At 73.0% G+C, this 13,209-nt stretch carries 11 protein-coding genes; 6 read left to right on the forward strand and 5 right to left on the reverse strand.

The window, feature by feature from the left end:
* Nucleotides 1-561: 561 nt before the first annotated feature.
* The 4 genes from QSK36_RS33695 to QSK36_RS33710 all read right to left on the reverse strand — a co-directional run bounded on the left by QSK36_RS33695 (nt 562) and on the right by QSK36_RS33710 (nt 6,613).
* Entirely contained in the window at nt 562-4,107 is a 3,546-nt protein-coding gene (locus QSK36_RS33695; protein ID WP_285785169.1) for a DNA polymerase III subunit alpha, read from the reverse strand.
* A gap of 79 nt (nt 4,108-4,186) precedes the next feature.
* A complete protein-coding gene (locus QSK36_RS33700; RefSeq protein ID WP_139576521.1) occupies nt 4,187-4,453 on the reverse strand; it encodes a DUF6504 family protein in 267 nt (88 codons plus the stop codon).
* A 161-nt stretch (nt 4,454-4,614) separates the two neighbouring features.
* Nucleotides 4,615-5,841, reverse strand: a complete 1,227-nt coding sequence (locus QSK36_RS33705) for a hypothetical protein (RefSeq protein ID WP_285785170.1) — start codon at nt 5,839-5,841, stop codon at nt 4,615-4,617.
* 73 nt (nt 5,842-5,914) lie between these two features.
* Nucleotides 5,915-6,613 carry a GntR family transcriptional regulator gene (locus QSK36_RS33710; protein ID WP_183544314.1) on the reverse strand — a complete coding sequence of 233 codons (699 nt, stop codon included), beginning with the start codon at nt 6,611-6,613 and terminating at the stop codon, nt 5,915-5,917.
* 188 nt (nt 6,614-6,801) lie between these two features.
* Between QSK36_RS33710 and QSK36_RS33715 the strand changes: the two genes are divergently transcribed.
* The 5 genes from QSK36_RS33715 to QSK36_RS33735 are packed head-to-tail and all read left to right on the forward strand — an operon-like array spanning nt 6,802 to nt 11,180.
* Nucleotides 6,802-8,043, forward strand: a complete 1,242-nt coding sequence (locus QSK36_RS33715; protein WP_502883385.1) for an NRAMP family divalent metal transporter — start codon at nt 6,802-6,804, stop codon at nt 8,041-8,043.
* Between the two features lie 16 nt (nt 8,044-8,059).
* The gene (locus QSK36_RS33720) at nt 8,060-8,827 is read left to right on the forward strand and encodes a LamB/YcsF family protein (protein ID WP_183544625.1); all 768 of its coding nucleotides are present in this window, start codon (nt 8,060-8,062) and stop codon (nt 8,825-8,827) included.
* Nucleotides 8,824-9,438 (forward strand): 5-oxoprolinase subunit B family protein, encoded by a 615-nt coding sequence (locus QSK36_RS33725; protein ID WP_285785171.1) that lies wholly within the window; start codon nt 8,824-8,826, stop codon nt 9,436-9,438. Before QSK36_RS33720 ends, QSK36_RS33725 begins: the two co-directional genes overlap by 4 nt.
* A gap of 39 nt (nt 9,439-9,477) precedes the next feature.
* Nucleotides 9,478-10,395: a 5-oxoprolinase subunit C family protein gene (locus tag QSK36_RS33730; protein WP_285785172.1), complete on the forward strand. Its 918-nt coding sequence runs from the start codon at nt 9,478-9,480 to the stop codon at nt 10,393-10,395.
* A complete protein-coding gene (locus QSK36_RS33735; RefSeq protein WP_285785173.1) occupies nt 10,395-11,180 on the forward strand; it encodes a putative hydro-lyase in 786 nt (261 codons plus the stop codon). Before QSK36_RS33730 ends, QSK36_RS33735 begins: the two co-directional genes overlap by 1 nt.
* Before the next feature lie 26 nt (nt 11,181-11,206).
* On the opposite strand, the gene QSK36_RS33740 is transcribed toward QSK36_RS33735, so the two are convergent.
* Nucleotides 11,207-11,944: a GntR family transcriptional regulator gene (locus QSK36_RS33740; protein ID WP_183544322.1), complete on the reverse strand. Its 738-nt coding sequence runs from the start codon at nt 11,942-11,944 to the stop codon at nt 11,207-11,209.
* A gap of 112 nt (nt 11,945-12,056) precedes the next feature.
* Here QSK36_RS33740 and QSK36_RS33745 point away from each other — a divergent pair, with 112 nt between their 5' ends.
* Complete coding sequence (locus QSK36_RS33745; protein ID WP_285785174.1) at nt 12,057-13,208, forward strand: ABC transporter substrate-binding protein; 1,152 nt, start codon at nt 12,057-12,059, stop codon at nt 13,206-13,208.
* Nucleotide 13,209 lies beyond the last annotated feature (1 nt).

Below are 13,209 nucleotides of genomic sequence, written 5' to 3' on the forward strand. Positions count from 1 at the left end.
CTACCTGTCCTGGCTGCGGCGGGTGCGCCCGGCCACGCCGCCCGTCGCGCTCGTGGCGGCGTGCCTCGTGCCCGGAGTCAACCTCGTGGTCCCGCCGTTCCTCGCCGACCTGGCCTGGCGCGAGGGCCCGGCGGGCCGCACCCGTCGAAGCGGTGGCCCCGCGCGAAGCGGCATCGTGCGAAGCGGCGGCACCATGCGGAGCGAGCCGTACGGCGGCTGGGACCGGACGCGGTGGCTGATCGTCCTCGCCTGCTGGTGGGTGAGCTGGCTGGCCGCGCTCGGGCTGGTGTTCGCCGACCGGGCCCGGGACGGGCTGACCGGCCTCGGCACGCCACAGGCCGCCGCGGTCGCCGTCGCGGCGCTCCTGTGCGCCTCGGCCGTCCACGAGGTCACCGCCCGGCACACCGGCGCCGGACGGAAGCGGGCGGCGCGGCCCGCCGTCCGGCCGCAGGTCCGCCTCGGCCACGGCGAACGGCCGTCCGGCATGCCTTCGTCCGGCACCCCTGATACGGCATCGGTGGGTAGCCAGGCAGCCGCCCTCACGGACGGCGGCGGGGAGGATCACCGGCCGGGCGGCGGTCCCGAACTGCCGGAGCTGGCGTGCCAGAGCCGCCGCTGGGGCGCGGACGGATGGCCGGGGAACCGCCCCTCGCGTACGGCCGGCGGGGCGCCGTTGTCGGAGTAGGGCGACACCCGGAAGCCGTTGCCGTACTCGATGGGCCGTCCGCCCACCCCCGCGCCGGGCGCGGGGACCTCGCTGATCACGGCGCGTACGGCGTCGAGTCCCTGGTCGCGCCACACGCGGTCGAGGTCGGCGAGGTTCCAGCAGTGGACGGCGCGCAGCGAGACCGCCCTGGCCCCGGTGCGCCGCACCACTCCCCTGGCGGCGAGCAGCCACGACCCGAACACGGTCGCGGCCGTGTGCGCCTGCACCGACTCGAAGAACGTCAGGTCGATCGGGCCGGTGGAGTCGTCCAGGGTGGTGAAGATGACCCGCTGTCCCGACCGCACGGCGGGCGTCTGGGTGGCGACCTTCACTCCCGCGACCAGGATCTCCGCACCGTTGCGCTGCCGGACCAGATCCCTGGCCCGCGTCACGCCGAGCGCGTCGAGCAGGTCGCGGTAGAAGTCCATGACGTGGTGGCTCACGTCCATGCCGAGGATCTCCAGCTCGGCCTCGACGGCCTCGGCCTCGGTCATCTCCGGCAGTTCGCCTGGCGTGACCCGATCGGTGAACCCCATCGGAAGCTGCCCGGCCGCACCCACGGGAGAGCCGCGGTCGAGCGCGCCGACCTGGGCGATCAGGTCGCGCCTGGTCAGCCGTCCCGGCCGCCAGCGCGGCTCCCCCGGCCGCAGGCCGTGCAGCGCGTCGAACCCGCCGACCTCCACGATCCGTTCGGTGATCGGTCGTGAGGGCCGGGCCCGCTCCCAGAAGTCGGCCAGCGAGGTGTAGGGCCGGGCCGCGACCATGCGGTCCACCTCGGCCTCGCTCACCCCCCGGACGGCCGAGAACGGCACCCGCAGGCCGTACCCGCGGCCGAACTCCCCGGGACCGCCCTCCACCGGACCCGTACGCTCGACCAGCCAGGTCTTCCCCGAGCGGTTGACGTCGAGGGGCAGGACGTCCACCCCGCACTGGCGGGCCTCGTCGAGGATGACCCGGCTCGGGTACATGCCGGGGTCGTGGGTGAGCACGCCCGCGAGGAACGCGGCCGTGTGGTGCCGCTTCAGCCAGGCCGACTGGTAGGTGGGCAGCGCGAACGCCGCCGCGTGCGCCTTGCAGAACCCGAACCCGCCGAACGCGTCGAGCACCTTCCACGCCCGCTCGACGACGTCGGGGGCGTAGCCGTTCCCCCTGGCGAGCGGCACGAACCAGGCGCGTACGGCCTCGCGGCCCTCCGGCGTCCCGAGGGCGCGGCGGGCCCGGTCGGCCTCCGACAGCCCCGAACCGGTCATGATGTCGATGACCTTCATGACCTGCTCGTGGAAGACGACCACCCCGTTGGTCTCCCTGAGCGCGTCGCGCAGCGACTCGTGCGGGTAGCGCGCCTCACGGAAGCCGTGCCTGGTCTCCAGATAGGGCGTGACCATGTCGGAGTTGACCGGTCCCGGGCGGAACAGCGAGATGTCCACGATCAGGTCGTGCATCGTGCGCGGCTCCAGCTTCGCGACCAGTTCGCGCTGCCCCGGCGACTCGATCTGGAAGCAGCCGATCGTGCGGCTGAGGCGGATCATGTCGTAGGTCTCCCGGTCGTCGCGCGGGACGGCGTCCAGGTCGATCCGCCGCCCCTCGACCCGCTCGACCTCCTGGAGGGCGTACGCCAGGGCGGACTGCATGCGCACGCCGAGCACGTCGAGCTTGAGCAGGCCCGCCTCCTCGACGTCGTCCTTGTCGAACTGCGACATCGGGAACTCCAGCAGGCTGCGCTCGACCGGCGTGCGGTCGCGCAGCGTGGAGTTGCCGATCAGCACGCCGCAGGGGTGCAGCGCGATGTGCCGGGGCAGCCCGTCGAGCCGCTCCGCCAGGCGGAACACGGTCTCCAGCGACCGGTCGTTGAGCCCGCTGTCGCGCAGCTCCGGCAGGTCGGACAGCGCGGCCCTGATCTGCCTGGCCCGCACCTGCGGGAACGCCTTGGCGATGACGTCGATCTCGTGCGGCGGCAGGCCCATGGCGGCGCCGACGTCCCTGATCGCGCTGCGGGCGCGGTAGGTCTCCATCATCGACACGCAGGCCACCCGCTCCTCGCCGTACCTGTCGAGGATCGCGCGGTAGCAGTCGAGGCGGCGGGCCGACTCCACGTCGATGTCGATGTCGGGCAGGCCCTTGCGGCCCTCCGACAGGAAGCGCTCCATCAGCAGGCCGTGTTCGAGCGGATCCACCTCACCGATGCCGATCAGGTAGTTGACCAGGCTGCCCGCCCCCGAGCCGCGGATCGCGCACCGCACGCCCATCGTCCGGATCATGTCCGTGATGCCGGCGACGGACGTGAAATAGCCCGACAGCCGCTTCTTCTCGATGACGCGGAGTTCGGCGGCGAGCCGGTCGCGGGCTTCGGCCGAGCGCTCCAGGCCCCGCCGGGCCAGCCCCTCCTCGCAGCGGCGCCGCAGCAGGGGCACCGGGTCCTCGCCGACCTCGGGCAGGTGGAGCCGGGGCCGCTCGGGTTCGAGCAGGGGCACGACCTCGACGGGGTCGAGCACGCACCTGCCGGCCACGCGGCGCGTCTCGGCCAGCAGCCGCGCGGCCCGGCCGGTGTCGCCGCCGCAGATCCGCGCGGCCACCCGCGCCATCTCGGCGCCGTCCTTCAGGTACGCGTGAGCCGTGGGGTCGTCGAGGTGCCGCCCGTCGAGGGGCACCAGCTTGCGCGCCGCGTCGAGCACGTTGCCGATCTGGTGATCGGCGGCGTCCAGGTAGCGGACCGCGTTGGTCAGCACGACCGGCACGCCCATCGAGTCGGCCAGCCCGATCATGCGGGCGGCGGTGTTCGCGTCGCGGTAGCCGTACAGGTCGGACACCTCGACGACCAGGTCGGGGACCACCGCGCGCCAGGCGGCCAGCAGGGCCCTGGCCTGGTCGTCGCGCCGCTCGGCCACCGCGCGGCCGACGCCCGAGCGGGGCCCGAGCAGCACGGTCAGCCGCGGCCCGCCGTCCGGGCCGGTCGCGTGCTCGGCCACCATCCCCGGCGTGACGTACGGCGCGCCGCGCTCCCCCACCTGGTGGGCGGCCGTGACCAGGCGGCACAGCGAGGCCCAGCCGTCCGAGCGCGCGAGTACGACGACCCGCGCCGGCTCGGCCGCCGTCCCCCGGCCACGCCCGTGCCCGTGCCCGTGCCCGGTGCGGCGGCCGGACGGCAGGCCGCCTCCGAACAGGTCGTCCGACGTGGAAGAACCTTGGTCGAGGGCGAGATCGACCCCGACGACCGGGCGGACGCCCTGCTCATGGCAGGCGATGACGTGCTTGATCGCGCCGTAGAGGCCGTCGCGGTCGGTCAGCGCCAGCGTGTCCATGCCGTGCTCGGCGGCCCGCCGGACGAGGGCGGCCGGGAACGCGGTGCCGTACCGCAGCGAGAAGGCGGACGCCACGTGCAGGTGGGCGAAGGCGTGCGTCATAGGCGCGCCCCCGTCCGTCCCCCGGTCCGTCCTCCAGCGGCCCGTCCCCCGGTCGTCGTGGGGAGCTGGAGCGTTCCCATCAGTCCCAGGCCCTCAGCAGGAGCCAGCCGCCGCTGGCGGTGTCGAAGCGCAGTTCATAGGTCCCGACCTCCTTGCCGGCCGCGGCCCCCACTCGCCAGAAACGCCGCTCGCCGGGATCGGCGTCCGAGGTCTTCCACCATTCCCTGGCGACCACCCAGTGGTCCTGGATCTCGCGGACGGTGTAGAGCCGGTCACGCCAGACGAACTGAGCAGGGTGCCCGCCCCGGACCCACACCTCGATCGGATCGCCGTAAAGTCTGCTCAAGACTCCTTCTCCCTGTGGCTTCGTGGCCACCCGGGGGAAGACGGGCGGATGATTCGGGCAGAATCGCCGCTACTTCGAACATACGTTCCCAGCGGAGTGAACGCAAGTCGGCACGGCCCGTTTCCGGGAACAAAACCCCAGGAAGCGCGTCCGCCGGCGGATCACTCGCCGAGCCAGATCCCGCCGCCCCGGTAGGGCGGCTCCTCTCGTTCGGTGGCGTCCGCCACCGCCGCCCAGACGCGCGCCGTCCCCGGCCCCCTGACGACGGCCGCCACCCGGGTGTGCCCGAGCGGACCCGCCGGAAACGTCCCGTGCGTCCACTGGCCGCCCGACAGGTGACCGAACGCCGTGCTCCACTCGTTCTTCGCGTAGAACAGCCAGAACCCGCCCCGGCCGTCGGCCTCCAGCCGCAGGTGGGGGTCGAGCTCGGGCTCGCCAGGCAGGCTGTAGCTCCACCGTCCGTTCTCCCGCCGCAGGAACAGCGTGCGGCCGCAGTAGGTCACGTCCTCCTCCTCGGTGCCGCAGACCCATGCGACCCAGCCGACGGCCGCCACTCCGCCCGACTCGTCCACCGCGAGGTCCACGAGCTCGGAGAGCTGCCCCCGGTGTAGCGCGGGGACCGCGGGGAGCGGGACCGTGCTCCAAGACCAGCCGTTCCATCGGGCGACGGCGGCCCGGCCACGGCTGGAACCGGCCGCCCAGACCTCACCGCCGGGCAGGCCGTCCACGCCCTTGACGACCAGCGGCGGCCGTGCCGTGCGCCAGCCCGTGCCGTCCCAGTGCCGCAGATCCGACCAGGAGCTCCAGGGCTCCTCGGCTCCCCCTGCCCCGTCAAGGAAGTTCGCGTTGAGGATCGCCCAGACGTCGCCGGGGGCCGCCGCGTGCACCCGCTTCGGCTCCGCGCCCGGGCTCGGCGCCGCGGTCCACCTCCGCCCGTTCCAGCGCGCGGCGGTCTTCTCGCCAAACAGCCACACGTCGCGGTCGGAGGAGGCGGCCACGGCGCGCGGCTCGGACAGCGGCGGGGCCGGAGCCTCGCGCCACCGCCCGCCGTCCCCGCGCAGCAGCAGCGGCGCGTTCGTCTCGGGCCCGCACGGCTCGGGCACGCGCGTGCCGGCCGCCCACACGGTCCCCTCGCGGGTCACGGCCAGGCCGGTGATGCGGTCACGGTAGTCGTAGTAGGCGACGCGCCACCCGCCGCCCCGGACCGGGCTCGGTTCCGGCGTGGGCAAGCCGGTCAGACAGGAGGGCGAAGGCCGCTCCCGCGCGGTGGCCGTGGCGGCCGCGGCGTCGGTCTCGTTCCAGGTCTCGAGATCGCGAGGCGTGGTCGACGCGCACGCCGCCGGCAGCACCATCGCGGCCAGCGCCGCCGTCACACCCAGAATCCGCATCCGCATATCCGTAGGACGCGGCGGGCCGGCATCCGGTTCTGCCGAGCCCGCCTGCCGGCCGTGCCCCCTGGGCTCAGACGGCGCGTTCCGCGTAGGCGGCCAGCAGCTGGGCCTCCGCGGTGTCGAAGTACGCGAGCAGCTCCCGCTCGGCCCGCTCGTGGTCGCCGTCGATCAGCAGCGTGGCGATGCGCGCGTTGTCTTCCAGATAGGGCTCGTGGAAGGTCCTGAGCTCGCCCATCACGTGGAAGGCCAGCCGCAGCTCGGCGAGCAGGCGCGCCATGGTCTTGTCCACACGGGGACTGGCGAGCAGCGCGGCGATCGCGCGGTGGAACCACATGTTCGCGGTGCCGACGGCCGCCCAGTCGCCGTTCTCCGCCGCCGTCTGACCCTCCTCGACGTGGCGCCGCACCTCGCCCACGGCCTCGGGCGGGGCCGTGACGACCGCCCGTACGCCCGCCGTCTCGAGGATGCGCCGCATCGCGTAGATGTCCGCCACGTCGGCCGCGGCGAGCTTGCGGACGAAGACACCGCGGTGCAGCTCGTGCACCAGCAGGTTCTCGTGCGACAGCAGCCTGAACGCCTCTCGGAGCGTGTTGCGGGAGACGCCGAGCAGGTTGCCGATCGTCTCCTCCGACAGGCGGGTGCCCGGGGGCAGGGAGCCGTCGATGACGTTCTCCCGCAGGACGTCGGCGACCAGTTCGGCGGCGCTGGCCCGATCGAGCACCGGCCGAGCCGCGCTCAACCGTGCCGCCCAGTCCGCCATAGCCGTCATCGCCGCAACCCCTTCTCGACCGCCCGATCACTCCCAGCTTAGGCCGCGGGACGTCGCCGGAATCCAGCGATCACCATCGGGCTTCGCGCGATCACACCCGGTTGTAGCGGAGAAGTAACCTACAAGAGTCTTGATGAATCGTTGAACAATCCTCTAACTTCCAGGGGAGGTGAGCAAAGGAGTCTCGCATGAACCGACCCCCCGACACCCAGACGGCTTCATCCGCGGGCATCACGAGCGGAGGGCGGCGCTCGGCGCTGCTCGGCGCGATGTTCCTCATGGCCACAAGTGCCATCGGCCCCGGCTTCATCACTCAGACGACGACGTTCACGGCGCGGCTCGGCGCGGCGTTCGCGTTCGTGATCGTCGCTTCGATCCTCGTCGACATCGCCGTCCAGCTGAACGTCTGGCGGGTGATCGGCGTCTCGGGGATGCGCGCCCAGACGCTGGGCAACCGGGTGCTGCCCGGTTCGGGATATCTCCTGGCCGTCCTCGTGGCCTTCGGCGGCCTGGTGTTCAACATCGGCAACGTCGGCGGCGCGGCGCTCGGCCTGAACGCCCTCGCGGGGATCGACGTCAAGATCGGTGGCACGGTGTCCGCCCTGATCGCCGTCGCCATCTTCCTCAGCAGGCGGGCCGGGGTGGCCGTCGACCGGATCGTCGTCGTCCTCGGCGTCGTGATGGTGGCGCTGACGCTGTACGTGGCGATCGTCTCCCACCCGCCGGTGGGCGAGGCCCTGCGGCAGACGGTCCTGCCGGACACGGTCGACTTCCTCGCCGTCACGACGCTGATCGGCGGCACGGTCGGGGGTTACATCACCTACGCGGGGGCGCACCGGCTCATCGACGCGGGCGTGACCGGGCCGCGGAACGCCGGGCAGATAACCCGCGGCTCGGTCACCGGCATCCTCGTCACCGGAGTCATGCGGGTGATCCTCTTCCTCGCCTCGCTCGGCGTGGTGGCCGGAGGATTCCGGCTCGCCGCGGACTCGGCGAACCCGGCCGCCGACATCTTCCTGAGCGCGGCGGGCGAGCTGGGCCTGAGGTTGTTCGGAGTCGTCCTGTGGGCCGCGGCCATCACCTCGGTCATCGGCGCCTCGTACACGTCGGTGTCGTTCCTCGCCAGCTTCTCGCCCCGGACGGACCGCTACCGCTCGTGGATCACGGTGGCCTTCATCGTGGTCTCGACCGCGGTCTTCCTCCTCCTCGGCAAGGCTCCGGCCAACCTCCTGATCCTCGCCGGAGCACTCAACGGCCTCATCCTGCCCGTCGGTCTGGCGGTGATCCTCTGGGTCGCCGCACGCCGTCGTGATCTCATGGGCGGGTACCGCTACCCTGTCTGGCTGCTCGGCATCGGTGTGCTCGCCTGGGCGCTGACCATCTACCTCGGCTGGAACTCCCTCAGTGGGATCAGCGCGCTCTGGAGCTGACGTGCCCTACCCGACCATGTGCATCGACCTCAACTCCGACCTGGGCGAGGGCTTCGGCCAGTGGACGCTCGGCGACGACGACGCGCTGCTGTCGATCGTCACGAGCGCCAACGTCGCCTGCGGGTTCCACGCGGGAGATCCGGTGATCATGCGGCGCACCTGCGAGACCGCGGCCGCGCGCGGCGTGGTGATCGGCGCCCAGGTCGGCTACCGCGACCTGGCGGGCTTCGGGCGGCGCTTCGTCGACGTGCCGCCCGTCGAACTCGCCGACGACGTCATCTACCAGATCGGCGCTCTGGACGCCTTCGCGCGGGTGGCGGGCACCAGGGTCAGGTACGTCAAGCCGCACGGCGCGCTCTACAACGCGATCGTGCACCACGAGGCGCAGGCCGCCGCGGTGGTCGCGGCCGTGCGGGCCTACGACCCCGGCCTGCCCGTGCTCGGCCTCCCCGGCTCTGCGTGGCTGCGCCAGGCCTGCCGGGCCGGCCTCACCACGGTCGCCGAATGCTTCGCCGACCGCGCCTACACCCGCGAGGGCAGGCTGGTGCCGCGCGGCGTGCCCGGCGCCGTCCTGCACGACCCCGCCCGGGTCGCCGAGCGCAGCGTGCGCATGGCCAGGGGCGAGCCGGTCGAGGCCGTCGACGGGACGCCGCTCACCATCACGGCGGACTCGATCTGCGTGCACGGCGACAGCCCCGGCGCCGTGACCATGGCGCTCGAGGTCCGCGACGCGCTCAAGGAGAACGGCATCGGCCTGGCGCCGTTCGTCGAGGACAAGCCGTGAACGCACGGCTGCACCGCTGTGGCGAGCACGCGGTCCTGGTCGAGCTCGACCGTCTCGAGGAGGTGGTCGCCCTCTACGACGCCCTCGCGGCCGACCCCCCACGGGGCATCGTCGACATCGTCCCCGCGGCGCGCACGCTGCTCGTCCGGTTCGAGCCGCCGGCACGCCACAATGAGGTGGAGTCCGCCGTCCTGGCCGTACGGCCGGCCGCAGGCCGCCTCGCGACGAGCGAGGAGGTGGTGATCCCGGTGGAGTACGACGGCGACGACCTCGCCGACGTGGCCCGGCTGACCGGGCTCACCGAACGCGAGGTCGTGGCGGCCCACACCGGGACAGCGTGGACGGTCGCCTTCTGCGGGTTCGCCCCCGGCTTCGGCTATCTGATCGGCGGCGACCCCCGGCTGGCCGTGCCCCGGCGGCCGGAGTCGCGCGTGCGCGTGCCCACCGGCTCCGTGGGGCTCGCCGGGGAGTTCAGCGGCGTCTACCCGCGCGAGTCGCCGGGCGGCTGGCAGCTGATCGGGCGTACCGAGACCGTGGTGTGGGACATCGCGGCCGACCCGCCCGCCCTGCTGCGCCCGGGGGTGCGGGTGCGATTCGCGGAGGCACTGTGAACGAGGCGACTCTGAGCGAGGCACTGTGAGCGAGGCACTGTGAGCGGGCTTCGGCGGGCGCTGGTGGTGCTGGCTCCCGGTCCCCTCACCACGGTGCAGGACCTCGGGCGGCGCCGGCACAGTCATCTCGGCGTCGGGCGCTCCGGCGCCGCCGACCGGGGCGCGCTGCGGCTGGCCAACCGCCTGCTGGCCAATCCCGAGGACGCCGCCTGCCTGGAGGTCACCCTGGGCGGGCTGAAGGTGCGCGCCACCGGCGACCTGCTCGTGACGCTCACCGGCGCGCCGTGCCCCGCCACCGTCACCTACCCCGACGGGCGCACGGGCGGCATCGGGCACGCGTCGGTCGAGCGCCTGCCCGACGGGGCGACGCTGCGGCTCGGCGTGCCGCCCCGCGGGCTGCGGACCTACCTCGCGGTCCGCGGCGGGATCGACGTCCCCGAGGTGCTGGGGTCACGGGCCACCGATCTGCTCTCGGGACTCGGCCCGGAACGTCCGGCGCCCGGATCGGTGCTCCCGGTGGGGCCGGCGCCTGCGGAGTTTCCCGCGGCCGATCTCGCGCCGGTGCCCGAGCCGGAGTCGGGCGTCCTCATGCTGGACGTGCTGCCGGGACCACGCCACGACTGGTTCGCGCCCGGGGCGCTGACGGCCCTGGGCGCGGAGCCGTACGAGGTCACCGCGCAGAGCGACCGGGTCGGCATGCGGCTGCGCGGGCCGCGCCTCGAACGCGCGCGCGACGGGGAGCTGCCGAGCGAGGGCATGGTCCCCGGCGCGCTGCAGGTGCCGCCGTCCGGACAGCCGACGCTCTTCCTCGCGGATCACCCCGTGACCGGTGGATATCCCGTCATCGCGGTGGTGCGCGATCACCACATCGACCGGGCGGCGCAGGCCCGCCCCGGGCAGCGCATCCGTTTCCGGGTGGCCGGCGACCACCGGCCCATTCGTCCGAGGAGGTTCTGATGGAACTCGACCCCGCACGTCTGACCCCCCGCGAGGCGCGGGCGCTGTTCCGGGGTGGGCTCGTCACGCCCACGTCCGGCTGGGCGGCGGGATGGGCGCAGGCCAACCTGATCGCGCTGCCGATGGACCGGGCGTACGACTTCCTGGTGTTCGCGCAGCGCAACCCGCGCCCCTGCCCCGTGCTCGCCGTCACCGAGCCGGGTGAGCCGTTCGCGTCGATCTTCGACGGCGACCTGCGCACCGACCTGCCCGCCTACCGCGTCTACCGGGACGGCGAGCAGGTCGCCGAGGTCACCGATGTGACGTCCTACTGGCGCGACGACCTCGTGGGCTTCCTCATCGGCTGCAGTTTCACGTTCGAGGCCGCGTTGCTGGAGGCCGGCGTCCCGATCCGCCACATCGAGGCGGGCACGAACGTGCCGATGTACCTGACCGACCGGCCGTGCGTCCCGGCGGGCGAGCTTTCCGGCCCCCTCGTGGTGTCGATGCGCCCGATCCCCGCCGAGCTGGTGCCGGTCGCCGTACGGGTCACCTCGCGCTATCCGGCCGTGCACGGCGCACCGGTGCACGTCGGCGACCCCGCCGCGCTCGGCATCGCCGACCTCGGCACGCCCGACTTCGGCGACCCGGTCGAGGTGCGCGACGGCGAGCTGCCGGTCTTCTGGGCCTGCGGGGTGACGCCGCAGGCCGCGGTGATGCGGTCGCGCCCGCCGTTCGCCATTGGCCACGCGCCCGGCCACATGGCGATCACCGACGCCCGCGACAGCGCCTACCTGGTCCCCTGAGCCAGCGCTTGCCTGATCTGGCGGAGTCATTCGCCGGCGCGGCGGACGAGGGGGTTGGCGGCGGTGGAGTTGCGGATGCTGAAGGTCACGCTCCCGGCGCGGTAGCGGTCGTCGGAGCACTCGACGGGCCGGCCCTCCTGGGTGGTGGTGACGCGGCGCTGGCGCAGCAGAGGGCTGCCCCGCCGCACGCCGAGCAGCCGGGCGTCCTCGCTGCCGGCCGCCACCGCGTCGATCAGGTGCTCGCCGTACGCGAAGACCAGGCCGACGGACTCGTAGAGCTCCTGGGTCACCGACTCGCAGTCGGGGTCGAGCCGCTCGACGGCGGGGGCGATCCAGCCGGCGTAGACCGTGCGCTCGACCAGCACCGGTTCGCCGTCGAGCCGCCGCAGCCGCAGCACGTCGAGCACCTCCTCCCCCGGGTCCAGCGACAGCCGTACGGCCTCGGAGGGCGAGCACGGGCGGCGCCGGGAGGACAGCACGGTGCCGCTGGCGCGGTAGCCCATCGACCGGGCCCACTGGGCGAAGCTGTGCAACTCGGCGAAGCTCTGGCTGCGCTCGCTGCCGAGCACGATGCGCCGCGCGCCCTGCCGGGACCCGACCAGCCCCTCGGCGGCGAGCAGGGCGACGGCCTGGCGAACGGTCCCGCGCGCCGCCGAATAGCGTAAGGCCAGCTCAGCCTCGGAGGGGAGCTGAGCGCCTATCGGATAGTCCCCCCGGACGATGGCATCCCGCAAGTCACTCGCGATCTGTTCGTAGCGCGCCATCGTGCTGAGCCCTTCCGTTCACGCGACCGACATCGATATGCGACTTACTAGCTCTGGCTTGTTTGTACAAGTTCGCCTAAGTTCGATCCACGCACCACAGTGGGAGGGACCGTTGTCCACACGTACCGCCGGCCTCGTGGCCGCGCTCACGATAACCACCTCAGTGATCGCGGCGTGCGGCGCCGCCCCCACGACCGCCGGCGGCGGCTCGGGATCCGGTGACTCCAAGGCGGCCACCGCGACCTCGGCCCAGGACTTCGGCGGGCTGGACAAGCTGGTGGAGGCCGCCAAGAAGGAGGGCCAGCTCAACACCATCGCGCTGCCGCCGGACTGGGCCAACTACGGCGAGGTCATCAAGGCGTTCGAGGCCAAGTACGGCATCAAGATCACCAATGACAACCCCGACGGCTCCAGCCAGGACGAGATCAACGCGGTCAAGACCCTCAAGGGCCAGGGCCGCGCTCCCGACGTGCTCGACCTCGGCAGCGCCTTCGCGCTCAGCGGCGCCCAGGAGGGCCTGTTCGCGCCCTACAAGGTGCAGAGCTGGGACAAGATCCCCGACGGGCAGAAGGAGACCGGCGGCGCCTGGTACTACGACTACGGCGGCTACATCTCCATCGGCTGCGACGCCAAGCGGGTCAAGACCTGTCCCCAGACGTTCGCCGACCTGCTCAAGCCCGAATACAAGGGCATGGTCGCGCTGAACGGCGACCCGACCAAGGCCGGCGCCGCCTTCGCCGGCGTGTACGCCGCCTCGCTCGCCAACCAGGGCTCGTTCGACGACATCCAGCCCGGCATCGACTTCTTCAAGAAGCTCAAGGGGAACGGCAACTTCAACCCGGTCGAGGCCACCCCCGCCACGGTGGAGAAGGGCGAGACCCCGATCACCCTCGACTGGGACTACCTGCAGGCCAGCTACGCCAAGGAGTTCTCCTCCAAGGGCGTGGACTGGAAGATCGCCATCCCCGCTGACGGCCAGTACGCCAACTTCTACGCCCAGGCGATCAACAAGTGGGCGCCGCACCCCGCCGCCGCCCGCCTCTGGCAGGAGTTCCTCTACAGCGCCGAGGGCCAGAACCTGTGGCTGAAGGGCTACGCCCGCCCGGTGCTGCTGCCCTCCATGCAGCAGGACGGCAGCGCGGACGCGGCCATGGTGGCCCAGCTCCCCAAGGTCGAGGGCACCCCGACGTTCCCCACGCCCGACCAGGTCAACAAGGCCAAGGAGGTCCTGGCGAGCGGGTGGGGCGCGGCGGTCTCGGGCTGAG

Source organism: Microbispora sp. NBRC 16548, assembly GCF_030268985.1.
GTDB classification, from domain to species: domain Bacteria; phylum Actinomycetota; class Actinomycetes; order Streptosporangiales; family Streptosporangiaceae; genus Microbispora; species Microbispora catharanthi.